Origin of the sequence: Photorhabdus heterorhabditis, from assembly GCF_001280945.1 — a bacterium.
Classification (GTDB): domain Bacteria; phylum Pseudomonadota; class Gammaproteobacteria; order Enterobacterales; family Enterobacteriaceae; genus Photorhabdus; species Photorhabdus heterorhabditis.
The window spans coordinates 23,864-48,887 of sequence record NZ_LJCS01000005.1 but is presented as its reverse complement, the minus strand read 5'-3'; the positions used below and the strand labels follow the sequence as shown (position 1 = coordinate 48,887).

Here is a 25,024-nt window from a genome sequence, read left to right as displayed (position 1 = left end):
ATATCTTCTCTTATGAGCTGATGTCCAATGCAACCCACCTATTCCATTGCTGAATTAGTGATTCGTCAGAAAAGACGTGATTATCGTTTTCTGGCAATTCTTACTTGCTTATTTCTGTTTGTTTTTTTTCTCTCACTTTGTGCAGGAGAAAATTGGATATGGCCTGATAAGTGGTTTTCTGAAACAGGTCGGTTGTTTGTGTGGCAATTGCGTTTTCCTCGTGTGTTGGCTGTAGTCGCTGTGGGTGCAAGTTTGACTGTGGCTGGTGCGATAATGCAGGCATTGTTTGAAAATCCGCTGGCTGAACCAGGGCTACTGGGGATCAGCAATGGTGCAGGTGTTGTTGTTGTGTTTCTAGTGCTGATGTTTCACGGTATTGCTCCATTCTGGCTGTTGAGTGCTGGTGCTGTGTTGGGAGCACTTATTGTCACAATGATATTGTTGATCTTTTCAAGAAAGCGTCACTTGAATAATGCCCGTTTATTGTTAGTGGGGGTCGCTTTTGGTGTTGTTTCTGGTGCACTGATGACATGGATGGTTTATTTTAGTACCAGTATGGATTTGCGCCAGCTAATGTATTGGATGATGGGTAGTTTCAGTGGAATAGACTGGCGACAGCAATGGTTGGTAGTCGCTTTATTTCCTTTGATTATTTGGCTGAGTAGTCAAGGAAAAGTGCTTAATTTCCTTTCATTGGGAGAAATACAGGCTCATCAGTTAGGTATCTCGCTTTATTATTGGCGGAATTTATTTGTACTCGCTGTTGGATTGTTGGTGGGGTTAAGTGTTGCACTTGCCGGGACAATCAGCTTTATCGGCTTAGTTATTCCACATATTTTGCGTTTATGCGGTTTGACGGATTATAAAACACTACTGCCTGCATGTGTTCTGGCAGGGGGATATGGGTTATTGCTGGCTGATTTGCTTTCCCGCCTCAGTCTGACTAATGCAGAAGTGCCGATTGGTGTTGTGACAGCCACATTGGGGGCACCGGTGTTCATTTGGTTATTATTAAGAGTCAGAGATTGGAGTTAAAAAGTGAATCAAGTGCAAATGCCCCGTCAATTGATGACTCTCAGGCAGATATCAGTCCAAACTCGATTAGTATCGCTGACAGCATCAATACAACAAGGTGAACAAGTACATCTTATTGGGCCGAATGGTTCAGGAAAGAGTACATTGTTAGCTTGTATGGCAGGTATTTTGCCGTATAGTGGCAAAATCTATTTGCAACAAAGGTGTCTCAGTGAATATAGCCCCTGCGAATTAGCACGTCATAGGGCATGGTTGAGTCAGCAAGTTATTTCTGTACCAATAATGCCGGTTTTTCAATATTTGCAGCTGTATTTAACACCTCCTCCGGTTAATTATGATGATGTACTGTCAGAGTTATGTTCCTTTTTTAAGTTAGGAACGCTTCTGGAGACACCGGTAGGGAGATTATCCGGTGGTGAATGGCAAAGAGTTCGATTAACGGGGGTTTTTTTACAAGTTTGGTCATCAATCAATCTGGAGGGAAAGCTATTACTCTTGGATGAGCCTACTAATAACCTCGATATCGCTCAGGTAGCAGCACTTGATCTGTTAGTGAAAAAATTCTGTGAACTTGGTGGCTCCGTAGTCATGAGTGGTCATGATCTTAACCATAGCTATGATAGAGCTGATCGAATCTGGTTGCTTGCCGATGGGCAGCTGGTTGCAGATGGAAAACCAAACGAGGTCATGAAAGAAAATACGCTATCTGAAGTTTTTGCCGTTGATATCAAATGTGTATCTGAGAAGACACATAAATATTGGCGAGTTTTTCTACCTGATTATAATTCAGTCTGATATATGCCACAGTGAATTCTATTGTTTTGATAGCCTTATTTCCATTTAATTTGCTAAATCTGTGCCTGCGTTGATGATTCGTTAAAATATAGTCATCTAATATATCATTATATTATGAACGAATCGGATTGTATTTTATGGGAAGTTTTCTTCCATTTTCCCGTCCTGCTTTAGGTGATGAAGAAATTCAGGCAGTAGAAAAAGTTCTTCGTTCAGGCTGGATTACAACAGGCCCTGAAAATCATCAATTGGAACAGGATTTCTGCCGAATGTTTGGCTGTAAACATGCGGTTGCGTTGACCTCTGCAACTGCGGGTATGCATCTGACATTGATGGCATTGGGTATTGGCCCAGGTGATGAAGTGATTACTCCATCTCTGACTTGGGTTTCTACGGTAAATATGATCTGCCTGCTTGGTGCTGAGCCGATCATGATTGATGTTGATCGCAATACTTTAATGATTGACGCAGCAACAGTAGAAAGGGCGATTACTCCCAGAACTAAAGCCATTATTCCTGTTCATTATGCTGGTGCTCCTTGTGATTTGGACGCATTGCGTGCAATTGCTCAGAATGCGGGTATTCCATTGATTGAAGATGCTGCTCATGCAGTAGGAACCCGTTATAAGAATGAATGGGTCGGTGAGCAGGGTACGGCTATTTTCTCTTTCCATGCCATAAAAAATGTTACCTGTGCAGAAGGCGGATTGGTTGCGACTGATAATAATGAACTTGCTGAGCGAATTCGGTGTCTGAAGTTTCATGGATTAGGTGTTGATGCTTTTGATCGTCAGATTCAGGGCAGGAAACCACAAGCGGAAGTAGTAGAGCCAGGTTACAAATATAATTTATCAGATATTCATGCTGCGATTGCTGTGGTGTAATTAAGTAAATTGGAGTCAATGAATGCTCGTCGCCGACAAATCGTTGCTCGTTATTCAACAGCATTAAAAAATTCTCCCTTGCAGATGTTGAATGCGCCAGATTATGAGCATTTGCACGCACATCATCTGCTTATGGTACGGGTTGATAAAGATGTATGTGGCATTGACCGTGACACATTGATGGAATGTCTGAAAGAAAAAGATATTGGCACAGGTTTGCATTTCAGAGCCGCACATACGCAAAAATATTATCGGGAACGCTTTCCGCAGTTGTCGTTGCCTGAATCAGAATGGAACTCGGCAACACTTTGTTCATTACCACTCTTTCCTGATATGAGTGATAATGATGTGGATCGTGTAATTGATGCTTTACAAGAAATTCTTCCGGAGCGCAGATTTAGTGTCTTTTGAACAAATTAAAAAAGTTTCTGTTGTTATTCCAGTTTATAACGAAGAGGAAAGCTTACCTCTTTTATTGGAAAGAACCTTAGCAGCCTGTAAGCAACTGACTCAAAACTATGAGCTTATTCTTATTGATGATGGCAGCAGTGATAAATCTGCTGAAATTTTGATTCAGGCAGCGGAACAACCTGAAAATCATATTATTGCCATTTTGCTTAACCGTAATTACGGTCAGCACTCAGCGATTATGGCGGGTTTTAATCAGGTCAGTGGCGATTTAGTGATTACTCTTGATGCAGATCTACAGAATCCGCCAGAAGAGATCCCTCGTCTTGTTAAAACAGCTGAGCAGGGTTATGACGTTGTTGGTACTCGCCGTGCTAATCGGCAGGATTCTCTGTTCCGTAAAACAGCTTCGAAAATCATCAATGCGATGATCACCAAAGCAACAGGCCGCTCTATGGGCGATTATGGCTGTATGCTTCGTGCCTATCGTCGCCATATTATTGAAGCCATGTTGCAGTGTCATGAGCGCAGTACCTTTATTCCTATTCTGGCGAACACTTTCGCTCGCAAAACGATTGAGATAGATGTTGCCCACGCGGAGCGTGAATTTGGTGATTCCAAATACAACTTCATGAAGTTGATTAATCTGATGTATGACCTGCTTACCTGTCTGACAACCGCACCTTTACGTTTGCTGAGCGTAATAGGGAGCGTGATTGCAGTTTCTGGTTTTTTGCTGGCTGTATTGCTGGTGGTTTTACGTCTGATTTTTGGGGCCATATGGGCAGCAGACGGTGTTTTTACCCTGTTTGCCATCCTTTTCATGTTTATTGGTGCACAGTTCGTCGCGATGGGCTTATTAGGTGAATACATAGGTCGTATTTATAACGATGTCCGTGCGCGCCCACGTTATTTTATTCAAAAAGTGGTCGGAGATAGAAAGACCAACGACAACTAGGAAGAGTACTAATGAAAGCAATTATATTTGCCTATCATGATATCGGCTGTGTCGGGATCAATGCTTTAGTTAAAGCTGGGTTTGATATTCAGGCGGTATTTACCCATACAGATGATCCTACTGAAAACCATTTTTTCTCTTCTGTTGCCCGTTTGAGTGCAGATTTGGAGCTTCCGGTTTTTGCACCAGAAAATGTTAATCATCCTCTATGGGTTGAACGTATCCGTGAACTAAAACCGGATGTCATTTTTTCTTTTTATTACCGGAATATGCTGAGTGAAGATATTTTATCACTGGCGAGTTCTGGTGCATTTAACTTGCATGGATCACTGTTGCCAAAATACCGTGGTCGTGCACCCATTAACTGGGCAATTTTAAATGGTGAAACGGAAACAGGCGTAACCCTGCATAAGATGGTGTTGAAAGCGGATGCAGGGGATATTATTGCTCAACATAAAGTTGCTATTACAGAAACGGATACTTCGCTGGTTTTGCACGGAAAAATTCGTGAAGCGGCGGAAAAACTGCTTGATCAAGTATTACCTCAGATCAAAGCAGGAACTTATACTTCAACACCTCAGGATCAAAGTCAGGCAACTTACTTTGGTCGTCGTACTGCTGCTGATGGAGAGATTGACTGGGGAAAATCAGCAACGGAAATCAACAACCTTGTCAGAGCGGTGGCTGAGCCATATCCGGGTGCATTTACTTTCTTGGGTGATCGCAAGATTACTATCTGGCGTGCTTCTCCGTTAGATGAAGTCCATAACAAACAGCCGGGTACGGTATTGTCGGTAGATCCACTGGTTATTGCTTGTGGAAAAGGGGCATTAGAAATTATCAGTGGGCAAAGTGAATCTAGTTTATATGTTCGAGGGACCCGCCTGGTAGCAGAGATGAGCATTGTGACTGATATCCGTGTTGGTCCAAAGGCAACATCCCAGATTAGCCACCGTAAGCGTGTATTAATCCTTGGTGTAAATGGCTTTATTGGTAATCATCTGACAGAGCGTCTGTTGCGTGATGGCAACTATGATATCTACGGTATGGATATTGGCTCTTCTGCTATTGAGCGTTTTATCGGTAATCCGCATTTTCACTTCATTGAAGGTGATGTCAACATCCACACTGAATGGATCGAGTATCACATCAAGAAATGTGATGTGGTTCTGCCGTTGGTCGCTATTGCAACTCCAATTGAATATACCCGTAACCCACTGCGTGTATTTGAACTGGATTTTGAAGAGAATCTTAAAATTGTCCGTTATTGTGTTAAATATAATAAACGGATTATTTTCCCATCCACATCAGAAGTTTACGGAATGTGTGATGATAAAGAGTTTGACGAAGATGATTCTCGTCTGATTGTTGGCCCGATTAATAAACAACGCTGGATCTACTCTGTCTCTAAGCAATTACTGGATCGCGTTATTTGGGCATATGGTGAGAAAGAAGGACTCAGATTCACCTTGTTCCGCCCATTTAATTGGATGGGGCCTCGTCTGGATAACCTGAACTCTGCGCGCATTGGCAGCTCAAGAGCAATCACACAACTGATATTGAACTTAGTTGAGGGTTCATCCATCAAACTGGTAGATGGTGGTGAGCAGAAGCGCTGCTTTACTGATATTAATGATGGTATTGAAGCGTTATTCCGCATTATTGAAAACCGGGATGGATTATGTGACGGTCAGATTATCAATATTGGTAATCCAACTAACGAAGCCAGTATTCGTCAGCTAGCAGAAATGTTACTTAATAGCTTTGAGAATCATGAGCTGAGAGGTTATTTTCCTCCGTTTGCTGGATTCAAAAAAATTGAAAGCGGAAGTTACTATGGCAAAGGCTATCAGGATGTTGAGCATCGTAAGCCAAGTATTAAAAATGCGGAACGGTTGTTAGGCTGGAAACCTACTATTGATATGAAACAGACGATAAATGAAACACTGGATTTCTTCTTGCGTGGTGAAGTGGAAGAATTAGGGAAAAAATAATGAAACAAGTTGGCTTGAGAGTTGATGTAGATACCTATCGGGGCACCTTTGAAGGTGTACCGCAGTTGCTTAAAATCTTGGCAAAACATCAGATTCAGGCCAGTTTTTTCTTCAGTGTTGGTCCGGATAATATGGGGCGTCATTTATGGCGCCTTTTGCGACCGAAATTCTTATGGAAGATGTTGAGATCAAATGCGGCATCTCTGTATGGCCTTGATATTTTACTGGCGGGGACTGCATGGCCAGGTAAGAAAATAGCCAAGGATTTAGGCTACTTGATGAAACAGACTCTGGATGCAGGCCACGAAGTTGGTCTGCATGCATGGGATCACCAAGGTTGGCAGGCGAAAGTTGGCCGTTGGTCTGAAACTAAGTTAACAGAACAGGTTAAATTGGGGGTGGATGCTTTGGTCCGGGCAACGGGTCAACGGGTAACTTGTTCTGCTGTGGCGGGTTGGCGGGCGGATGAGCGCGTACTGGCGGTAAAGCAGCAATTTGGTTTTGATTACAACAGTGATTGCAGGGGTACGCACCCATTCAGGCCAGTTTTGCCAGATGGCACTATCGGTACGGTGCAAATTCCGGTGACACTACCAACTTATGATGAAGTTGTAGGAACTCAGATTAAGGATAAGGATTTTAATCAGTTTATTCTTGATGAGATGAAAAACGACCAGGGTATTCCGGTGTATACCATCCATACAGAAGTGGAAGGGATGTCCAAGTCCACAGGATTTGTAACTCTGTTGGAAATGGCCCACCGGGAAAACATACAATTTTGTGCATTGAGTCATCTGCTACCTGAAAATATCCAGCGACTTCCTGTAGGGCGAATTGTCCGTTCTGAATTTCCCGGCAGAGAAGGGTGGTTAGGATGTCAACAAGAGGTTTAACTTATCTATGTTAAATAACCGGGCGTGTAAAGTGGGGGCTTTTTTGATGGCTCTTTTTTTTGTCCTTACCTATTTATTACCCCTTAATGGCCGTCTGTTATGGCAGCCTGATGAAACTCGTTATGCAGAAATCAGCCGTGAAATGCTCCAGCGAGGGGATTGGATTGTTCCGTATTTGCTGGACATTCGTTATTTTGAAAAGCCTGTAGCGGGTTATTGGATTAACAACATCAGCCAATGGATTTTTGGCGATAATAACTTTGCTGTCCGTTTTGGTTCAGTTTTCTGTATTTTTATCAGTGCAATTTTATTATATCGGCTGGCTATGATGATGTGGCAAAGTCGGCATATTGCCTTTGTCACCAGTCTGATTTATATCTCAATGTTTCTGGTATTGGCGATTGGCACTTATAGCGTACTCGATCCAATGTTTTCATTGTGGATGACAGCTGCTATGGTGTGTAGTTTCTGGGCGTTAAAAGCAGACTGTACCAGACAGCGGGTTATAGCCTATTTGGTGCTCGGTTTGTGCTGCGGTATGGGTTTTATGACCAAAGGATTTTTGGCATTGGCTGTTCCGGTGATTGCTATGCTGCCAATTGTCATTTATCAGAAGCGGTTCCTGCAAACGGCATATTTTGGCACGCTTGCTATCATTTCGGCAATAGCCATCAGTCTACCGTGGGTTATTGCGGTTGCTCAACGTGAGCCAGACTACTGGCATTATTTTTTCTGGGTTGAGCATATTAAGCGTTTCTCTTCCGATGATGCACAGCATATTGCACCATTCTGGTATTACATACCTATTCTGATCCTTGGTGTAATCCCGTGGCTGGGGTTATTACCGGGAGCGGTGATGAAAGGCTGGAAAGAAAGAAAATCCAATCCTGAAATGTTTTTTTTGCTTTGCTGGTTTGCAGTGCCATTATTGTTTTTCAGTATTGCGAAAGGAAAATTGCCAACTTATATCTTGCCTTGTATGGCGCCATTGGCAATGATGATGGCTAAGTTCGGCGTAGATTGCGCAAAAAATGGCAAGATGAAATTACTGAAAATCAATGGAATGGTTAACGTATTTATTGGTTTGTTGGCAGTGATGGTTTTGTTTGCTATGGAAACCGTGACACAACATTCTTTATATCAGCCATCAGAATGGCCTAAATGGGTTTTAGCTATTGTTGCCTTTGGTATCTGGGGAATTATTGGTTATTTGTGTTTTATGCTGAATGGGAAATACTGGCTGTTGGCTGCGTATTGTTCTATTGTTGTTAGCCTGGCGATTGGTAATGCTTTGCCTGAAAATACGATTAATTCTAAATTACCTCAGAATTTTATTAACCTGCATCGTCAGGAACTGGCAGACAGCCGGTATATTCTCTCGGAAAGTGTTGGTCTTGCAACCAGTGCTGCGTGGGAAATGAAACGCAGTGATATTTATATGCTTGAGCGTTGGGGAGAATTGGAATACGGCTTGAGTTATCCAGATAGTCAATATCGCCATATCAGCTATAAAGATTTTCCACAATGGCTGGAGAAGGCCCGTAAAGAAGGGCAGGTATCAGTACTCCTTCATATGTATAAAAATGAAGAATTACCTGATTTACCTAAAGCAGATCAAGTCAGCCGTAATTATCGTTTTGTTATTATGGTCTATGAGAAACGCCCGTGATAGGTTTTGCCCTATTACTGCTGGTCAGCTTGCTTACATGTGCTGGTCAGCTGTGTCAGAAACAGGCTGTGATATGCTGGCAGAGTGATACTTATAAGCGGGTATCAGCTTTGAAATGGTTGCTGGGGGCAGTGATTCTGTTAGCTGTCGGAATGCTGTTCTGGCTGCGTTTATTACAGATATTGCCGTTGGGAATTGCCTATCCAATGCTGAGTATTAACTTTATTATTGTTACTTTAGCGGGTAAATTTTTCTATCAAGAAAATGTAGGCAAAAAGCACTGGGGTGGGGTTGTTTGTATCATGTTGGGAATTCTGTTGATGAGCTTGAATTAATGAAGGGGTATATTTGGGGATTAGCGAGTGCATTGTTGGTGACAATAGCACAGTTATTATTGAAATGGGGGGTGGTAAATCTGCCGGCATTAAACCTTAGCTTCTTGCATTGGTTTGATATTGAATGGTTATGGAGTAATCGTCATCCTCTTGCGTCGATAATGGCTGGTTTGGTTGGCTATCTGTTATCTATGCTGTGTTGGTTATTTGCTCTGAAATATTTACCATTAAATAAAGCCTATCCGTTAATAAGTCTGAGTTATGTATTTGTATATTTGATGGCTGCTTTAATGCCTTGGTTTAATGAAGCGGTTACATTATTGAAAACAGTAGGAGTGATTTTTATCCTGTTTGGTGTCTGGCTGATCAGTCGTCCAGAACGAATCGCAAAATAAATATTTAGCTATTCTGCTGTAGGATATAGCCTTGTTTTTTGATTAAGTGATGGATAAAGTTACGGTATTTTTCGGGTCTTGTGGGGAAGGGATTTATGACAATAAGAATAAAAGATTTACTGTTGTTATTTAGCCTGGTACTCGTTGGTTGTTCCAGTCATTCCCCTAGGACTCAAGTACCAGCGTTAAAAACAGCACTTTCTGATCCAATTATGGTAATTGCTCAGCTTAAGGAGCAGCTTAAGCAATGGTACGGTACACCATATCATTACGGTGGGATGGATCATCGGGGAGTAGATTGCTCTGGTTTTGTTTACCGTACTTTTAGTGACCGGTTTGATATTCAGTTACCTCGTACTACCCGTGGGCAAATAGGATTAGGGACCCGCATTGATAAAAGTGATTTAATGCCGGGTGATTTAGTCTTTTTCAAGACAGGTAGTGGTGAGCATGGGTTACACGTTGGCATTTATGATGCCAACAATCAGTTTATTCATGCATCAACCAGTAAAGGGGTTACCCGCTCATCGATGAATAACGTTTACTGGAGAAAAGCTTTTTGGCAAGCCCGTAGGATTTAAATACATTCTCATGAACGGTCTATACCCAATAGATTTCAAGATGGATCGCGACGGCAAGGGAGCGAATCCCTGGGAGCATAGATAACTATGTGACCGGGGTGAGTGAGTGCAGCCAACAAAGAGGCAACTTGAAAGATAACAGGTATATACCCAATAGATTTTAACGTCGTTGGGTTTATTAATATCGTTATAAATTAAAGTTATGATGAGATAAATTCTTAAAAATAAATAACCAGTTCCTTAACGTATCGGGAACTGGTTAAAATATCTGTTATGGTATTATCTTGTTATTTCTATTGTGGCGTTATTAGAATTTGTAGTAATATTTGCCTTCTTTGTCGCATGAATTACTGGTTTAACAGGTTTATTGTCTATAACTATATTTTTAAATTTAGCAGCGTAATTTTTATGAATTTTAATATTCTTTTCTGGTATTCCACGAGGTACAGCGATTGTAGATAATATTTTCCAGCTTTTTACTGAGCTGATATTAGTGTTTTTTATCTCTGAAATAAGTCTACCTGTATAACCCTTATTGGAAATTCCCCAATATGTCGCTCTAGTTGCGCCATTTAGGTTTTTATATATTGTAAGTTGTACTTCACTACCAGGTTTAAAACCATTTGTATAAGTAAAATTATCTTTTCCTTCAATATATTGAACAGTTTCTTGGCCACGGCTTCCTACTTTCATAATTGGTTTCCATACATTATAGGTAGTACTATATTGAAAGCCAATATCTGATTCTACTTGACCAGAAAAACCAGAATATACATATAGTGTTCCACCTTCTGCTTTAAAGGAAGATCCTTCTTTAATCTCTGGTAGGGCTATTTTTGTGATTAGAATAGATCCTGTATTATTAATAATTGCTCTTCCTCCGATACCATTGGTAATAGTATTTTCATTAAGATGTGATATTTGTGAGAGTGATTGTGCTTCAGTTGCTTTAACTTCATGGGCGTGAATTATCAAGAAGATATTAACTACAATTATACTGGCTAATGCTATCTTCGTGAATTTTCTACGAGTGAGCACGATATTTTCTCTCACAGGCAACTTATTTTTAAATCTAATCATGTTATTTTCCTCATTGATATGTGTTTAAAGTTAGTCATAAATCAAAATATTATTGATAAGATTGTTTTAATTTAATATGATGATTTTTTTGCGTAAAATACATATTTTAAATGAACTTTTGTTCATAAATAAAATACCACTAGAGCAGAATGAAATAAAAAACATTTTTATTTGTCTTTATGACAAAAAAACTTAGATATTATTTGTTAAACCAAGTTGTTTTTATAAGTGATATTTTAATTTTCTGGATTTGGTTAATAAGTATATTTTTAATAAGAGGAGCAATGGTTATTATAATTCAGTATGTTGTGATCCAAAGAAAAATATATTATGAAGTATTATTTTATTTGTGAAGAATAATATCATATTTATATTTTAAAGGAAGAGGGTAAGATGATAAAAATCGCAAGTTAATAATTAATTATATTTAATTTAATTTAATTTGGAGTGAGAAATATAAAATTAATATATAAAGAAAATTTTTTCGTGCCATAAATATGATTGATTAATCAGGAATTATTTTCTTTTCCAGAAATCAATTATATTTTTGCGAGTAGAACTAATCCAATAATTTAAATCCTCGTGAGAGGAAAACTGATGAGAGATAAACAACTGCATTCTCCTGAAATAAACTGTCCTGCATGGGCACCTAATGATGCCCTGCTACTTATCATACTTGGGCAATCCAACAGTTATGGTCATGGAACGCAATTATCGTTAACTGAACAAATAACGCGAGGTTTAAAAAACGTGTTCACATTATCTTTGCCAGAAGTCTATAGCGTTGACTTTCCTGCAATTAACTGGACAGCGCTGACTAGCTTTGGTAATGCCAATATTGGCTGCGTTCTCTTGCCGCCGCACTGCAAATTGAAATCTATTGGGTATATATTTCTCAAACTATACCAAATATTCAAAGTAAATTAGATGAGAATTGCCGCTTATAATGCTGGCGGCAATTTTTGGAGAACAATTGAAATATTACTGCCAACTGACAATAATTTCTCCGGTTTGACCTGCCACTGGTACTGTTCCACCACTTGCAACACTCATAGCATAAAAGAACTGTTGTGCTGGGCTTCTATTATTGAATGCAGTTGTCGACATTCTTCGAACGCGTGATATATCTATGCAATTGCTGGTACTTCCTTGGCAAAGATAAACAGACAATCCTTGAGGCCATCCAACGACGTTCCAAGTCCAAGATACATTGTTAATACTGCCCGCCGCGGGTGGAGATCCGACAACAGGAAGATAAGCCGTTTCTGTGAAGTTTCTGGAATATATCGTTGGTAGGGTGACCGAAGATTGATAGCTTCCACTTGCCGCAAACCCAGTTTGCGAAAACATCATTAACAGTAATGCGCTGCCGATTCCAAAGATTCTTTTTAATTTCATAGCGATTACCCCAATATCTGATAATTTTCTATTGCGAGAACTTAGAGATATATTTCGATCTCGCGCCCTTTTTCTCTTGAACTTTCATAAAAATATTCACTATATGCCAAAGGAGGCACGATTAATTTGGATGGGATAATCTTTAAATGCAACGGGAAATCTGATTTTTTGTTAAGTAAGTCTAATCTGTTTTTAATGTTTGCTGTTTTTATGCCATGCTCAGGCAGCAATCTTTTACAAGAGATTCGTCCCATGATATAAACCTGATTAAACGATTAAATGGAGTCAGTGAAACATTTAATGGATGTGAAAAACGATGAATAAATCAAACATGACAATCACGACTTCCCAGTGTCTGGAATCTTTGATTTACATGGAAAATATTTGTCGATCCTATCGTATGGGTGAAAAGTATCACACCGTACTTGATAAAATATCATTTACTATAATGCGTGGGCAAAGTTGTGCTATTCTCGGCGCTTCCGGCTCGGGTAAAAGTACTTTGCTTAATATCCTTGGTTTGCTGGATCAGCCAACTTCTGGATGTTTTAAGTTTAATGATGTTAATGTAACAAAAGTGACTTCTGATGAGCGGGCGAAAATAAGAAACCAGGAAATAGGCTTCGTATTCCAGAGTTTTAATTTACTTCCCAGAATGCAGGCATTGGATAATGTGGCGCTGCCATTGTTATATCGTGGATATTCACGTTCACTAGCCCGGAAGGAAGCGCAATACCAGCTTGAGTTGGTTGGCTTGGCTAATCGTATTCACCATCGTCCGGCAGATCTTTCTGGTGGGCAACGGCAGCGTGTTGCTATCGCCCGAGCCTTGGTCGGCAAGCCTTCTCTCATTTTGGCTGATGAACCAACAGGCAATCTCGATAGTGTCACGGCACGCGATATCATGACACTCCTTCTGTCATTAAACCGTGAGCAGGGTGCTACGCTCGTCATGGTTACACACGATGGGGAAATAGCTAAAAATATGCAGCGCTGTTTGTATGTCAAAGATGGGCGAATTTCCGAAACTGATCTGCCGATATTCGATGCTTAACATGAATTCTGGTCGTCACGGTCTTTCTCTCGCGCAAGCATTGCGTGAGTCGTTGGATAGTCTGCGTCTTCTGGGAAGGCGATCCTTACTTGCTTTGCTTGGTATTGCTGTCGGATGTGCTTCAGTTATTGCACTTTTGAACATTGGTTACAACGCTGCTAATGAAGCTATTAGCACTTTTAAAAGTATGGGAAGCAATATTCTGGTCGCTCATTTTAGTTTTATTCCCGGCGTCGATGCTAAACCCGCACCATCTACATTGGATATTCAAGCACTGACTCGTGTATTACCGACTATCGTATATGCTGCGCCTATCACATTACATTCAACTCGTATTCGTTTTCAGGGGCAAGGGATCGATACGAATATTACGGGTACATCCTCCGATCTGGCTGGGGTGCTTGATTTACAAATCGAGCAGGGACGTTTTTTATCGGACTATGATCGTCAGACGACTTATACCGTAATTGGTGCAGATATAGCGAAACAGTCAAAGGTCCAGGTAGGCAGCCAACTACAAATTGGGGATTATCTGTTTGAGGTGATAGGCATTCTCGCTGTTCAGGGGGCGAACCCTTTACTTCCTGTCTCTGTTGATGATTCTGTGATACTGCCTATTGAGGGAATGAGACGGTTGCGGCCTGCTCCAGAAATTGGCAGCGTCATTGCCAAAACACGTGACACAACAACAACGTTAAACAGTGACGCTGTATTATTGCGTAACTATCTTGTTTCATTATCAAAAGGTCGTAATGTCGAAGTTCAAATCCCGCAACAATTGCTTGATGGATTGACGCGCCAGACTAAAACATTCTCTTATTTGCTTGCTGGTTTGGGAGGCATTTCGTTGTTGGTGGGCGGTGTGGGTGTCATGAATGTCATGCTGATGAATGTTTCGGAACGCAGGCGTGAGATTGGTGTTCGTATGGCTCTGGGTGCCAGACCCATTGATATCGGTATACTTTTTATGCTGGAAGCTGCTACTTTGGCAATCGCCGGTGCAATAGTGGGTTCATTGTTGGGAGTGGCTGCTGGGTACCTGTTCGTAAAATTTTCTGGCTGGGTATTTACGTTATCCTTATTCTCTGTGCCTCTGGGTATTGCCAGTTCATTAGTGATTGGTCTGTTTTTTGGCATTAATCCGGCGTTGGCTGCTGCTAAGTTACAACCTATAGAGGCACTTCGTGATGATTAGCCAAATTTTCCTACGTATTATGGGGGCTGTCATTGGACTGGTAATAGCCTTGCCTGTGAAACCGCTCTTAGCGGAGCAGCTGGTTCCGTCACAGGCAACTATATCTATAACAAGTACAATGTCTGCAACAAATACAATTTCTCTTAGCCAACAGACTATTGATATAACGCTTGGTGATGCGATCTATTTGGGATTACGAAACAATCGTTCTATCCGCAGTGCTTATTTGGATCGCATTGCCCAGAAATTCGATTTGCGGGTTGCTGAGGATCGTTTTACGCCCAAGTTGTTGCTTAATAGTCGTTATGCTGTTGTCCGTAATCAAAGTGATCGTTACCGCCAGAGCGAGATTATGCCTACATCTACAATGCTTGGAGAATATGGTACCCAATTTAGTTTGTCATGGACGAGCCGAACAACATGGGCAAACAATGCTGGTCGTAATCGTAATGATGGCGTTTCTTTTTCTGTCATTCAGCCTCTGTTGAAAGGTGCTGGCAAAGATGTGGCTACAGCACCTGTACGTCTTGCTCAAATGATGGAACAGATAAATCGCCTGAACCTGAAAGCGACAGTATCCCAGACTATCACACAGGTTATTATGGCTTACCGTGAATTGCTGCGTGCGCAAGAACAATTGCAAATTGCGCGTGATGCTCTGGAACGGTCGCGCCAATTGCTGGAAGTGAACAAAGCCATGATTGCAGCGGGCAGAATGGCGGCCTTTGAAATTGTCCAGACTGAGGCTGAGGTTGCCATGCAAGAATTGGCTGCTGAGGAAGCAGCCAATCAACTGGATACCAGTCGATTAGAGTTACTACGTTTACTTGCTTTGGACTTGCAAACCCAAGTAAAAGCAACTGACAAACTGGAGGCTAAACGCATAGATATCAATCTCCTCCAGGCGCAACATTTGGCACAAGAACATCAACCCTCATACCTCACTCAATTGATTACCGCAGAACAGGCGGCGATAAACCTGATAGTTGCTCGTAATGATCGCTTATGGGATGTCTCTTTGGTTGGCAGGACCAGTCAAGTCCGTGATCGAACAGGATCAAATAGTTCTCGTAATTGGGAAAATTACGCGGGCGTCCAAGTGGAGATACCTATAGGGGATTTGAGTCAGCGCCAGGCGGAAGTGCGGGCGCAGGTTGATGTGCAGAATCAGGATATCCGTCTTACTGAAGCAAAACAGTCACTGGAGCGTGATGTAGGTAATGCCGCACGCGATATTGGTACACGCTGGCGTCAATACGAGATAGCACAGCGTGCTTTGGACTTATCCCGGCGTAAGCTGGAAATTGAACGTGAAAAATTGACGGTAGGCCGCTCCAGCAACTTTCAGGTATTAAGCTTTGAAACTGATCTGCGCAACGCTGAGAATGTTCGTCTTAATGCATTGATTGCTTATCTAAATGCACAGGCGGAGTTGGATGAAACACTAGGTACTACTCTGGGGAGTTGGGATATTGCACTTAATGATTAAAATCAGGGCACTTGCTCGTTTCAGATATAACATTCATTGGCTTGTGGTATTCGCTGTGATTCTAGTTACTGGGGCAACTATTGCCTATGTTTTTTTTCCCTCTCCAACTAATACATCATTACCGAAGCAATGGGTACGTGTTGAACCCCAACTGTTAGAAAACCATCTGGGTTTAGTTGGCCGCATCCAGGCCGCCACCAGTTTGACTATTACTGCGCCGTTCGACGGAATTATCGCCGAGGTGGTGGTGATAGAAGGTCAGAGAGTTAAGCGTGGACAACCATTATTGAGCCTTGATACTGCACAACTGGATATTCAGTTGCGACAGGCACTTACAGAATTGCTGAAAGCCCAGCGAGCCGTACAGGATTTAGCGGATTGGAAGAACAGCCAGGATGTTGCCAGAGCACGTAGGGCTTTAACCAATGCTCAGCTAAGCCTGAATGATACTGAACGCAAACTGACTGATACTCGAGTTTTGTTTGAACGAGGCATCGTTGCCCGTATGGAGGTTGATACACTGGAGCAGCAGGTCAAAGTTCAACGGCTCGACCTTGCTGCGGCTAAGGTGGAACTACAAGCTACGCTGGACAAAGGCACCGGTGAGTATCGGCAGATTGCTGATATGGAATTAGCCAATGCTCAATCCCGTTATCAAGCACTTCAAGCTCAGAAAGCGCAACGGGAACTGGTTTCGTCTTTTGACGGAATTGTTGTCCGTCCTCTTGTTGCCGAGTCAGATAAAACGTTATCTATTCAAAAAGGGACACGGGTAACTCAGGGAACGCCGCTTTTTGGGATAATCAATTTGGAGCAAGTTCAGGCGGTGGCTCGCATTGAAGAGGCAGATCTACATCAATTATATGAAGGAATGCCGGTTCAGATCACAGGAGAGGGTTTTGCCGGGTTGTCCTTGCAAGGGCAGATTAAGACAATTGGCGTACAGGGGAGTTCAACCGAATCTCAGGGGGCTGGTGTAACTTATGACGTGTTGGTCGCGATTGATCCATTAACACTTGAGCAACGACAGCGTATTCGTCTGAACATGAGTGCGAAACTGGCTATTGTCACGTATCGTAATGAACATGGCTTAGCGGTGCCAACGGATGCATTACGTACAGGTCCTGACGGGCAGACTTTTGTCACCTATCGACGAGAATTACACGATCCAGTGCAACAGATTACGGTGACGCCAGGATATGCTGTTCCTCAGGGGGTAGAAGTAATCGGGCTGGAAGCAGGCTATGTCGAAATTCCTGTGCAATAATGATTGATTTGGCCTAATGGTGTATGGGTAATCCAGTTTTGGTACCATTGTTTATATTAAAACTGTTCGTTGCAACTAATTTACTTTGATATATTTACACTGCCAGAATTTAAATTCTGGATGTTGCTATAAGTAAATATTAATATCCATTGGGAAGATTTAATTTTACCACGAAATAATTTCTACCTATTTATCTCTATATTCCTCAGGTAAAAGTATCTGTAGATTTTATAACTGAGAATATTTTACCTCTCTGAATAAATTCTGATGAACGTGGTCTATATTATAAATATATATACCCAATAGATTTCAAGATGTATCGCGACGGCCAGGGAGCGAATCCCCGGGAGCATAGAGAACTATGTCATAGAGAACTCTGTGACCGGGGTGAGTGAGTGCAGCCAACAAAGAGGCAACTTGAAAGATAACAGGTATAAAGCGGAAATTAACTTTATATGGTTGGTACATATATCGTGCTCTAAGTGATCTTGTAGAAAAAAAAGTTGTATCAAAATGCAGTAAGCCACTCTAAACAACATAAGGAAAATATCTAAATGTTAGTACGTAAATCGTTGTTGGCCCTGTTTGCAACTGCTTCCTTAGCTGCTGCGGGTATTGCTCATGCAGGACCAGCCGTAACAGTTACATTTAAGCATCTCGGTGCGCCGGGTAGCGCTGATGCTGTTTATACCATCGTTACTAATAATGAAGTCAGTACACAGGTAAATGCATTATCCAAGCCCAAGGCTAGCGTAAGGCAAGGTGAGTCTGATCTTTATCGGGTTCAAAGCCCGATTTCACCTGATGGAAATTATGCGATTGTGCGATATAAAATTGGAAATAAGACTTGTGTTTTTTCGACTACTTTCATTAATACATATGTCAATGGTGTTAAATTGCCTAAGTGGAATAAGGGGGCAACTCCGAGCGGTGGTGCTATTTGCAATGCGACTATCACCTCTATTAACTTTGCGACTTACGAATGGTTAGTTGAATTTACTATGAAGTAATAAATAATGAGTCAGATTATTTTATTAGAGATATCTGGCTCATATTGTTTCTATTATATTTATTTAAATATCAGCTGGTTATTTTTTAATTTTCGCTAATTATATAATTATTAGTGATTATCATTAGGAGGTTTTTTATTTATTATAATGCTAGGTGTAAATAACAAAATATATGAGGTGTGTTAGCACTACGTTAAAAATAAAAAAACATAAAGTAATTTAATTTGTTGTTATAAATTAATGTTAAATGTTTATTTTTTTTAGTTTGATTTTCTTTGGTATTTTATTGACGAATTAATGGTTCTAAACTATTTTTAAAGTTGTAAAGTTTTTTTATTTTTTATAAATTTATGGATTATGATGGTTTAATATGGATGTTGATAAATTAGTTGAGTTTTTTGGTGTAATATAAATTTCTATATTCGTAACTTGGTATGAACCTAATTTTATAAGGAATAAGATATTATGATTGATCAAAATAATTCTAATGACATAGTTGCCCCTAATGTGTCGATTTCTGATGTAACTGTGTCCTCCATTCAAATTGCTCCGGAAATAGCCAGAAACAATGTTCATGTAGTCATTATTGATGACAAAGGTACTTCACGGGATTTTCTACTGGATAACTCTGACGGGGGTTATCAAGGAAATGGTAGTCTAATAACTTTGCTTCTTGCACACCTTAATTCCAAAAAGGTTACTCTTAGAACTACCGGATATGAATATAATAAACATGGATATATCAATGGTGTATTAATTCAGAGTGATAAGGGAACTGGCGGCGGAACTGGCGGTGGAACTGGAGGATGATAAGGGCGGTAAAAATTAGGAATGATAGTAAGATATTACAGGAGTAAGAATTCCTATAGAAAATATTATTCGTTATTATTTGCGTTAAAGGCATTAAAGATCTATCTCATTATGTTATTTTATTTTCAATTTTAAACTTGGACAGTGTTCAGGTTTTCTGAAAAATAACGTCTATACCTAATAGATTTCAAGATGGATCGCGACGGTAAGGGAGCGAATCTCCGGGAGCATAGATAACTATGTGACCGTGCAGCCAACAAAGAGGCAACTTGAAAGATAACAGGTATATTGGGATAAATAGTAAATTGGAATTAATTCTAAATAAAAACCCTGATGTTTAGTCTTCAGGGTTTTTACTTCTTTAATAACTGAAAATACATTGAACTTTAGGAACAGTGTTTTAATATTTTTGATTGTTTATTATCTGCCTGCTGATAGTGAAAACGATCCTACTGATTGAATAAAAACACCATATATTATAGTTGTGAATTGTATGAAAATGTTTTTGTTTTTAAATTATATTAACCATCTTATTCATATCTTATTGGGGGCGTTAGTTCAGATATACCAATAGATTTCAAATTGCAGCGCGGCGGCAAGTGAATGCATCCTCAAGAGCATAGATAACTATGTGACTGGGGTAAGTGAACGTAGCCAACAAAGCAGCAACTTGAAAGATGAGGGGTATAGTATAAGAGAAGAATGGTCAATGAACTATTGACCATTAGAGAATACTGCCAATAAAGTTATTAGGAAATCGATTATCGCTCATAACCTAAGAAGTACTTGAATTCAGGTAGGTTACCATTCTCTCTGAATTTGGCAGGTGTGGTATTAAAGTGCTTTTTGAAGATTCGGGTAAATGTTGCCTGAGAACTAAAACCATACTGTAAGGCAATATCAAGGATCGGTAGGTTTCCTTCACGCAGAGATCTTGCTGCCTCATGTAAACGCCGTTTGCGAACGTATTCACCTAAAGTACAGCCTTGTACCTCTTTAAACACTCTTTGCAGGTGCCACTTTGAATAACCGCTTCTGTCGGCAATGGTATCTATTTTTATACCTTCATTACACTGAAGCTGAGTTTCAAGCCACCTGATAATATCGTTTACGACAATTTCTGACATTTTCACCTCCCACTAAGGTGGGCTAGTTGCTAAAATATTAGAGTTTGTTAGTTATTTTCATGATGATAATAACTTAGGTTATTAATTGGTGTATTTTAAAATAATTTGAAAATATCGATAGGCAAAAAATGCTATTTATAATTGATAATTATTATCATTTATAAAAATTTTCTTCATTTTAATAATAAGTAGCATCAAATGCTCTCCATCAATTTATTTAAATTAGTATCATCGCTCGTCGTTCAATTTAAAGGAGGTTGTAATGCAATCGGATTTGGCCTTTTTAGCTAAAAAATTGGTATTTTTCATCCTGTATGCTCTGATCTTGTCCATAGTAATAGGCTTACTTTTTATCGATGTTATCTATTTGCAGAATGCAGTGAAGGAGAATTCATTAACTGAAATTTCTCAGGAGAGTATACTGTTTGTTATTTCTGCTGTATTTCTTCGGGAAGCAAGGAAGAATAGCAAATTACGTCCTGCCTTAATTTTGATATCTGGTTTTTTTGCCTGTTTGTTGATAAGAGAACTAGACTCCATATTTGATGAAATATTTCATGGTGCTTGGGCGTGGATAGCCATTCCATTGGCGTTGATTTGTATTTTTTATGCTGTTCGCAGAGGTAAAGATACGTTAGTGGGGCTTGCTCATTTTGCTCGTCATCAAAGTTACGGCATGATGGCTGCGGGTATTTTGTGTGTGTTAGTTTTTTCCCGCCTGTTTGGCATGGGGGAATTATGGCAAGGTTTAATGCAGGAACATTTTGATCGCACTGCAAAAAATATGGTTGAAGAAGGGTGTGAGCTTTTGGGTTATTGCTTGTGCCTGATTTCAACTTTCTGGTATCTACCTGATGCAATAAAGCTTCGTAAATAGAATAAGTGGAAAAATAAGGCAGGCAAATTACGGAAATAATTTGCCTGTTAGCTTTCGTCGTTATTGCCTCAGATAAATCTGAGGCTGCTGGGTTTCAGGATGGCGGGTGATACCCAGGTCGGCTTGATACCATTTCCTTAGAATCTTATCACTCAGCACATCTTCTGGTGTACCTGCTGCGACCAGCTCCCCTTTATGTAGCAAAAATATTTTATCTGCGTAGAGAGCGGCGAGATTTAGATCATGTAGAACACAGCACATGACCATCGGTTGTTCCCGAGTCAGCCGGTAAAGCAGACGTAACGTATGCTGCTGGTGGTAGAGATCTAAAGCTGATGTCGGTTCATCAAGAAATAAGCAACATTCTGTTGGTGTTGGGTGCCAGAGTTGGGCAAGTACACGGGCCAATTGTACTCTTTGCTGTTCACCACCAGATAATTGCCGATAGTCGCGGTGGCGTAACTCCTGGCAATCTGTTTGCTCAATAACCGTATCAATTGCTATTTGTTTGTGATGAATACCATGAGGGGAGCGTCCCATAGCAATAACTTCTTCCACACTAAAGGGGAAGGAGAGTGAATTATATTGACGCATGACAGCACGGGTTCGAGCTAACTGTTGAGCTGACCATTGCTCGATAGGCATTCCATGCAAATAACATTGCCCATATTCAGGCTTTATGTATCCCGTTAATAGCCGCAATAATGTGGATTTCCCAGCTCCGTTTGGCCCGATAATGGCGACAACCTCACCTTTATTTACAGAGAGTGAAACGTTATCAATTATTTTCTGATTGCCAATCGAATAACTGAGATTTTTCGCTTGCAGAAAAATATTATTCCTTATTGTATCCATTATGTGCGGCTCCCTGGCTGTTTGAGTATCAGCCATAAAAAATATGGACCGCCGATTAAACCAGTGATTAGACCAACAGGCATTTCTGCCGGGGAAACCAATGTCCTTGCTAATGTATCTGCGGTAAGCAGAAGAGATGCTCCACCCAACGCAGCACCGGGAAGTAGCCAGTTATGATCGCCCCCAAACTGCATTCTGATCAGATGCGGGATAACCAACCCGATAAACCCAATGACACCACTTAATGCAACGGCACTACCAATAAGTAGAGCGCTGAGTAGCAATAACTGGAATTTGGTGCGCTGGACATTAATACCAAGGTAATGGGCTTCTTCATCTCCTAGTTGCAGTAGATTTAGTTTACGTGCCTGACTGAAAGTGAGGATGGTGGCTGGAATAATCAAAGAAGCAGCAATTGCCAGAGTTGGCCATTCTATTTGGCTAAGTGATCCCATCATCCATAAAGAGAATTGCCGTAGTTGTTGATCGTCACTGACATAGCTTAGGACACCAATAGCAGACATACAGAGTGCATTGATAGCAATCCCGGCTAACAATAAACGAGCCAGATTTCCATAGCTATATTTATTCAGTGAAAAAATCAGTAGTGAAATCAATATACTACCAATAAAGGCCGCAATAATATGCCCATATACAGCAATTGCAGATGGTAGGCTAAATGGCAGAACAATGACCACGGCAACCATCAATGCAGCACCGCTGCTGATACCGAGTAAGCTAGGATCTGCTAATGGGTTACGAAATAGTCCTTGCATCACAGCACCGGAAGCCGCTAAAGCACAGCCAACGAGTATCGCTAATAATACTCTTGGCAATCTGATGTTTAGCCAGATTTGCCACTGAGGATCGCTGATAGACGTTTCCCACAATGTCTTAAAAGATAGTGATAATGCGCCCATATTGGCAGAGCCAATAGCTAACCCAGATAGTAACAGACAAAGAAGCGCCACCCCCAATCCTGGAGATTTCATACGGCTCATTGAGCTTTCTCCGCCGCCTGTCTTAGCTGTTTCATCACGGTGGGGGTTTTGAGGCCAAAACCAAGCAGTCCCATATCATCTACAATTAAAACTTGTTGTTTCTGACCTGCTGGGGTGTGTTTCAATCCGGGTAATTGCCAGATTTTATCTAAACCGCCCATTGACTTGATGCCATCCTCAGTCACCAGTAATAAATTTGGTGCGCTGGCAATAACACCTTCTTGAGAAAGTGGGCGGTAATTGTTGAAGCCTTGCATGGCATTGGTCGCGCCAATAGCACGGATCATCTTATCAGCTGCGGTTTTCTGCCCGGCAGCCATTGGCATGATTCCTCCGTGACTCATAACAAATAGGATACGGGTTGATAATTTGGTTGTGGGTATTTTTGCCAGTTCTTTTTGATATTGCTGAATCAGTTGTTCACCACGTTCATCTTGATTGACCGCCTTGGCGACGGTCTTAATTTTTTCAGGAATGGCTTCTAACGATGCTTTTCCGGTTATCTGAATAACTTCTACGCCAGAATCTTGGATTTGCTTAAGAGCTAGTGAAGGCTTTGCCAGCTCGCTGGTCAGAACCAGTGTCGGATGCATAGAAAGAATGCCCTCAGGATTAAGCATCCTCATGTAGCCGATATCCGGTAAAGAAAGCAACTCTGTTGGTTTCAGGCTGGTGCTGTCTCTGGCGACAACTTTTTCACCTTCACCAAGTGCAAAAACAATTTCAGATACATCGCCACCAATAGTAACGATTCGCTCAGTGGAAAAAGCACTGAACGATACCACAAGGACAAATGTTAGAAGCCATTGTTTCATGCTACACGCTCTTCCTGTACTGGTTGTAATTTTGGCAGAGCAGCCACTTGCTCACGCCACTTAGTTTGTTCAGGAGTGCCTTCGGTGCGCTGACCAAACAATTGAACAATTTGATTGCCATTAGCATCAAATAATTCAAGGCTGGTGATGAAACCATCAGTCGTCGGTTTGCGAGTTACCCAACTCTCAGCAATAGCACTCTCTATTAAATGTAGTGTGAAATTGCGGTTAAAGATATTAATCCATTTTTGATCTGAGTTTTCTTCCTGATATGGCATCAGGCGTTCCAGCTTGCCAGTGAAGATCTGTACGCAACCACGGTTGCCGACAAAAATCATAATTTCGTTTTGATCGCTATGAGCGGCACTAATGATCTCACTCAGGGCAGAATTTCCCACTCTATAGGCCAGATCGTCCTGTACGGCATTAAAAATTTGCTGACGGCTCAAGTTATGGTGTTTAAGCATAATGAAGAATTGATGAACATCAGTCATAGCACGCCATTCTTCATCAAGCTGCGTTTTCAGTTCATTTGTTATAACTGAATGACCAGTTTCTTCTACAGGTTTGATAACCAGAGCTGGGTTTTCTTCTGTCTGGTATTTTTCGATCAGTGCTTCCCAGGCTGCCATATCAGTATTACTTGTGGCATAAACTTTATGTAGAGCATCACCTTGATGATCAAAAAACTGGATGCTGTGGCGCATACCATTTTTCGCTGGTTCAACCAGATAAAATACACTGCCCCAATGATTAAAAAATATCCGTAAATCGAGTTCACGAGGATTTAGGATTAGCCCGGCATGGCTGCTGAAACGTGTATTTTCATACCGGCCAATTTGTTCATGAACGGCAAAATCATTGCGGGTAATTGCTTTAGTTTCGCCAACAACAGCCAGCTCCTCCAGCAAAGTGGGGGCATCAATGTCAAGACGTTTGGCATCTACACCAACACGGCTGTGCAATAACTCACCTTCACTGACATTCAGATAAGCAGCCAGATCGCGGGCATATTTGGCTTTGTTATCAGCTTTGGCTTGTAGGTAACGCTCATAAAGTGATGAATTCACAGTTTAACTCCTTAAAAATACAGTGCATT

The 25,024-nt window shown here is 41.0% G+C and carries 24 protein-coding genes and 1 pseudogene; 18 read left to right on the top strand and 7 right to left on the bottom strand.

Annotation, left to right across the window (positions count from 1 at the left end; translation table 11 throughout):
- The first annotated feature begins 27 nt into the window (after positions 1 to 27).
- The 10 genes and pseudogenes from btuC (at position 28) to AM629_RS03295 (ending at position 9,947) form a co-directional block, all read left to right on the top strand.
- Complete coding sequence (btuC, locus tag AM629_RS03340) at positions 28 to 1,035, top strand: vitamin B12 ABC transporter permease BtuC (protein WP_054476133.1); 1,008 nt, start codon at positions 28 to 30, stop codon at positions 1,033 to 1,035.
- Between the two features lie 18 nt (positions 1,036 to 1,053).
- Positions 1,054 to 1,830 (top strand): vitamin B12 ABC transporter ATP-binding protein BtuD, encoded by a 777-nt coding sequence (btuD, locus tag AM629_RS03335; RefSeq protein WP_054476281.1) that lies wholly within the window; start codon positions 1,054 to 1,056, stop codon positions 1,828 to 1,830.
- A 137-nt stretch (positions 1,831 to 1,967) separates the two neighbouring features.
- Positions 1,968 to 3,125, top strand: a pseudogene (gene arnB / locus AM629_RS03330) (UDP-4-amino-4-deoxy-L-arabinose aminotransferase).
- A complete protein-coding gene (gene arnC, locus AM629_RS03325; protein ID WP_054476131.1) occupies positions 3,079 to 4,080 on the top strand; it encodes an undecaprenyl-phosphate 4-deoxy-4-formamido-L-arabinose transferase in 1,002 nt (333 codons plus the stop codon). Before arnB ends, arnC begins: the two are co-directional and overlap by 47 nt.
- An 11-nt stretch (positions 4,081 to 4,091) precedes the next feature.
- A complete protein-coding gene (gene arnA / locus AM629_RS03320; protein WP_054476129.1) occupies positions 4,092 to 6,074 on the top strand; it encodes a bifunctional UDP-4-amino-4-deoxy-L-arabinose formyltransferase/UDP-glucuronic acid oxidase ArnA in 1,983 nt (660 codons plus the stop codon).
- Positions 6,074 to 6,967, top strand: a complete 894-nt coding sequence (gene arnD, locus AM629_RS03315; RefSeq protein ID WP_054476127.1) for a 4-deoxy-4-formamido-L-arabinose-phosphoundecaprenol deformylase — start codon at positions 6,074 to 6,076, stop codon at positions 6,965 to 6,967. The genes arnA and arnD overlap by 1 nt, the downstream gene beginning before the upstream one ends.
- A 7-nt stretch (positions 6,968 to 6,974) precedes the next feature.
- Entirely contained in the window at positions 6,975 to 8,636 is a 1,662-nt protein-coding gene (gene arnT, locus AM629_RS03310) for a lipid IV(A) 4-amino-4-deoxy-L-arabinosyltransferase (protein ID WP_054476125.1), read from the top strand.
- Positions 8,636 to 8,971: a 4-amino-4-deoxy-L-arabinose-phosphoundecaprenol flippase subunit ArnE gene (arnE, locus tag AM629_RS03305; RefSeq protein ID WP_054476280.1), complete on the top strand. Its 336-nt coding sequence runs from the start codon at positions 8,636 to 8,638 to the stop codon at positions 8,969 to 8,971. The genes arnT and arnE overlap by 1 nt, the downstream gene beginning before the upstream one ends.
- Positions 8,971 to 9,366 (top strand): 4-amino-4-deoxy-L-arabinose-phosphoundecaprenol flippase subunit ArnF, encoded by a 396-nt coding sequence (gene arnF / locus AM629_RS03300; RefSeq protein ID WP_054476123.1) that lies wholly within the window; start codon positions 8,971 to 8,973, stop codon positions 9,364 to 9,366. Before arnE ends, arnF begins: the two co-directional genes overlap by 1 nt.
- A gap of 95 nt (positions 9,367 to 9,461) precedes the next feature.
- The gene (locus tag AM629_RS03295) at positions 9,462 to 9,947 is read left to right on the top strand and encodes a C40 family peptidase (RefSeq protein WP_054476122.1); all 486 of its coding nucleotides are present in this window, start codon (positions 9,462 to 9,464) and stop codon (positions 9,945 to 9,947) included.
- A gap of 279 nt (positions 9,948 to 10,226) precedes the next feature.
- Here the strand turns inward: AM629_RS03295 and AM629_RS03290 are convergent, their stop codons facing one another.
- A complete protein-coding gene (locus AM629_RS03290; protein WP_054476120.1) occupies positions 10,227 to 11,027 on the bottom strand; it encodes a YrpD family protein in 801 nt (266 codons plus the stop codon).
- A 597-nt stretch (positions 11,028 to 11,624) separates the two neighbouring features.
- Here AM629_RS03290 and AM629_RS03285 point away from each other — a divergent pair.
- A complete protein-coding gene (locus AM629_RS03285; RefSeq protein WP_054476118.1) occupies positions 11,625 to 11,954 on the top strand; it encodes a hypothetical protein in 330 nt (109 codons plus the stop codon).
- 54 nt (positions 11,955 to 12,008) lie between these two features.
- Here AM629_RS03285 and AM629_RS03280 read toward each other — a convergent pair whose 3' ends face one another.
- Positions 12,009 to 12,425, bottom strand: a complete 417-nt coding sequence (locus AM629_RS03280; protein ID WP_054476116.1) for a flagellar protein FlhE — start codon at positions 12,423 to 12,425, stop codon at positions 12,009 to 12,011.
- A gap of 316 nt (positions 12,426 to 12,741) precedes the next feature.
- Here AM629_RS03280 and AM629_RS03275 point away from each other — a divergent pair, with 316 nt between their 5' ends.
- The 6 genes from AM629_RS03275 to AM629_RS03250 all read left to right on the top strand — a co-directional run bounded on the left by AM629_RS03275 (position 12,742) and on the right by AM629_RS03250 (position 19,250).
- Entirely contained in the window at positions 12,742 to 13,479 is a 738-nt protein-coding gene (locus AM629_RS03275; RefSeq protein WP_235525389.1) for an ABC transporter ATP-binding protein, read from the top strand.
- 1 nt (position 13,480) lies between these two features.
- Positions 13,481 to 14,674: an ABC transporter permease gene (locus tag AM629_RS03270; protein WP_083451864.1), complete on the top strand. Its 1,194-nt coding sequence runs from the start codon at positions 13,481 to 13,483 to the stop codon at positions 14,672 to 14,674.
- Positions 14,667 to 16,163 carry a TolC family protein gene (locus AM629_RS03265; RefSeq protein WP_054476113.1) on the top strand — a complete coding sequence of 499 codons (1,497 nt, stop codon included), beginning with the start codon at positions 14,667 to 14,669 and terminating at the stop codon, positions 16,161 to 16,163. Before AM629_RS03270 ends, AM629_RS03265 begins: the two co-directional genes overlap by 8 nt.
- Entirely contained in the window at positions 16,156 to 17,430 is a 1,275-nt protein-coding gene (locus tag AM629_RS03260) for an efflux RND transporter periplasmic adaptor subunit (RefSeq protein ID WP_054476111.1), read from the top strand. The genes AM629_RS03265 and AM629_RS03260 overlap by 8 nt, the downstream gene beginning before the upstream one ends.
- A 554-nt stretch (positions 17,431 to 17,984) precedes the next feature.
- Positions 17,985 to 18,440: a hypothetical protein gene (locus AM629_RS03255; protein WP_054476108.1), complete on the top strand. Its 456-nt coding sequence runs from the start codon at positions 17,985 to 17,987 to the stop codon at positions 18,438 to 18,440.
- 465 nt (positions 18,441 to 18,905) lie between these two features.
- Positions 18,906 to 19,250 carry a hypothetical protein gene (locus AM629_RS03250; RefSeq protein WP_235525388.1) on the top strand — a complete coding sequence of 115 codons (345 nt, stop codon included), beginning with the start codon at positions 18,906 to 18,908 and terminating at the stop codon, positions 19,248 to 19,250.
- Positions 19,251 to 20,011: 761 nt separating this feature from the next.
- Here AM629_RS03250 and AM629_RS03245 read toward each other — a convergent pair.
- The gene (locus tag AM629_RS03245; protein WP_054476106.1) at positions 20,012 to 20,377 is read right to left on the bottom strand and encodes a helix-turn-helix domain-containing protein; all 366 of its coding nucleotides are present in this window, start codon (positions 20,375 to 20,377) and stop codon (positions 20,012 to 20,014) included.
- A 262-nt stretch (positions 20,378 to 20,639) separates the two neighbouring features.
- On the opposite strand from AM629_RS03245, the gene AM629_RS03240 reads away from it, so the two are divergent.
- Complete coding sequence (locus AM629_RS03240; RefSeq protein ID WP_054476103.1) at positions 20,640 to 21,254, top strand: hypothetical protein; 615 nt, start codon at positions 20,640 to 20,642, stop codon at positions 21,252 to 21,254.
- Positions 21,255 to 21,314: 60 nt separating this feature from the next.
- Here the strand turns inward: AM629_RS03240 and AM629_RS03235 are convergent, their stop codons facing one another.
- Genes AM629_RS03235 through AM629_RS03220 form a run of 4 tightly spaced genes read right to left on the bottom strand, consistent with a single transcriptional unit; the run spans position 21,315 to position 24,995 of the window.
- Positions 21,315 to 22,109: a heme ABC transporter ATP-binding protein gene (locus AM629_RS03235; protein WP_054476101.1), complete on the bottom strand. Its 795-nt coding sequence runs from the start codon at positions 22,107 to 22,109 to the stop codon at positions 21,315 to 21,317.
- Positions 22,109 to 23,110: a FecCD family ABC transporter permease gene (locus tag AM629_RS03230; RefSeq protein WP_054476099.1), complete on the bottom strand. Its 1,002-nt coding sequence runs from the start codon at positions 23,108 to 23,110 to the stop codon at positions 22,109 to 22,111. The genes AM629_RS03235 and AM629_RS03230 overlap by 1 nt, the downstream gene beginning before the upstream one ends.
- Complete coding sequence (locus AM629_RS03225) at positions 23,107 to 23,925, bottom strand: heme/hemin ABC transporter substrate-binding protein (RefSeq protein ID WP_054476097.1); 819 nt, start codon at positions 23,923 to 23,925, stop codon at positions 23,107 to 23,109. Before AM629_RS03225 ends, AM629_RS03230 begins: the two co-directional genes overlap by 4 nt.
- Complete coding sequence (locus AM629_RS03220; RefSeq protein ID WP_054476096.1) at positions 23,922 to 24,995, bottom strand: hemin-degrading factor; 1,074 nt, start codon at positions 24,993 to 24,995, stop codon at positions 23,922 to 23,924. Before AM629_RS03220 ends, AM629_RS03225 begins: the two co-directional genes overlap by 4 nt.
- Positions 24,996 to 25,024 lie beyond the last annotated feature (29 nt).

Excerpts from the sequence above, each read along its gene's own strand:
- btuC (WP_054476133.1), top strand. The coding sequence starts at position 28 with ATGCAACCCACCTATTCCATTGCTGAATTAGTGATTCGTCAGAAAAGA.
- btuD (WP_054476281.1), top strand. The coding sequence starts at position 1,054 with ATGCCCCGTCAATTGATGACTCTCAGGCAGATATCAGTCCAAACTCGA.
- arnC (WP_054476131.1), top strand. The coding sequence starts at position 3,079 with ATGCTTTACAAGAAATTCTTCCGGAGCGCAGATTTAGTGTCTTTTGAA.
- arnA (WP_054476129.1), top strand. The coding sequence starts at position 4,092 with ATGAAAGCAATTATATTTGCCTATCATGATATCGGCTGTGTCGGGATC.
- arnD (WP_054476127.1), top strand. The coding sequence starts at position 6,074 with ATGAAACAAGTTGGCTTGAGAGTTGATGTAGATACCTATCGGGGCACC.
- arnT (WP_054476125.1), top strand. The coding sequence starts at position 6,975 with ATGTTAAATAACCGGGCGTGTAAAGTGGGGGCTTTTTTGATGGCTCTT.
- arnF (WP_054476123.1), top strand. The coding sequence starts at position 8,971 with ATGAAGGGGTATATTTGGGGATTAGCGAGTGCATTGTTGGTGACAATA.
- AM629_RS03295 (WP_054476122.1), top strand. The coding sequence starts at position 9,462 with ATGACAATAAGAATAAAAGATTTACTGTTGTTATTTAGCCTGGTACTC.
- AM629_RS03290 (WP_054476120.1), bottom strand. The coding sequence starts at position 11,027 with ATGATTAGATTTAAAAATAAGTTGCCTGTGAGAGAAAATATCGTGCTC.
- AM629_RS03285 (WP_054476118.1), top strand. The coding sequence starts at position 11,625 with ATGAGAGATAAACAACTGCATTCTCCTGAAATAAACTGTCCTGCATGG.
- AM629_RS03280 (WP_054476116.1), bottom strand. The coding sequence starts at position 12,425 with ATGAAATTAAAAAGAATCTTTGGAATCGGCAGCGCATTACTGTTAATG.
- AM629_RS03275 (WP_235525389.1), top strand. The coding sequence starts at position 12,742 with ATGAATAAATCAAACATGACAATCACGACTTCCCAGTGTCTGGAATCT.
- AM629_RS03270 (WP_083451864.1), top strand. The coding sequence starts at position 13,481 with ATGAATTCTGGTCGTCACGGTCTTTCTCTCGCGCAAGCATTGCGTGAG.
- AM629_RS03265 (WP_054476113.1), top strand. The coding sequence starts at position 14,667 with ATGATTAGCCAAATTTTCCTACGTATTATGGGGGCTGTCATTGGACTG.
- AM629_RS03260 (WP_054476111.1), top strand. The coding sequence starts at position 16,156 with ATGATTAAAATCAGGGCACTTGCTCGTTTCAGATATAACATTCATTGG.
- AM629_RS03255 (WP_054476108.1), top strand. The coding sequence starts at position 17,985 with ATGTTAGTACGTAAATCGTTGTTGGCCCTGTTTGCAACTGCTTCCTTA.
- AM629_RS03250 (WP_235525388.1), top strand. The coding sequence starts at position 18,906 with ATGATTGATCAAAATAATTCTAATGACATAGTTGCCCCTAATGTGTCG.
- AM629_RS03245 (WP_054476106.1), bottom strand. The coding sequence starts at position 20,377 with ATGTCAGAAATTGTCGTAAACGATATTATCAGGTGGCTTGAAACTCAG.
- AM629_RS03240 (WP_054476103.1), top strand. The coding sequence starts at position 20,640 with ATGCAATCGGATTTGGCCTTTTTAGCTAAAAAATTGGTATTTTTCATC.
- AM629_RS03235 (WP_054476101.1), bottom strand. The coding sequence starts at position 22,109 with ATGGATACAATAAGGAATAATATTTTTCTGCAAGCGAAAAATCTCAGT.
- AM629_RS03230 (WP_054476099.1), bottom strand. The coding sequence starts at position 23,110 with ATGAGCCGTATGAAATCTCCAGGATTGGGGGTGGCGCTTCTTTGTCTG.
- AM629_RS03225 (WP_054476097.1), bottom strand. The coding sequence starts at position 23,925 with ATGAAACAATGGCTTCTAACATTTGTCCTTGTGGTATCGTTCAGTGCT.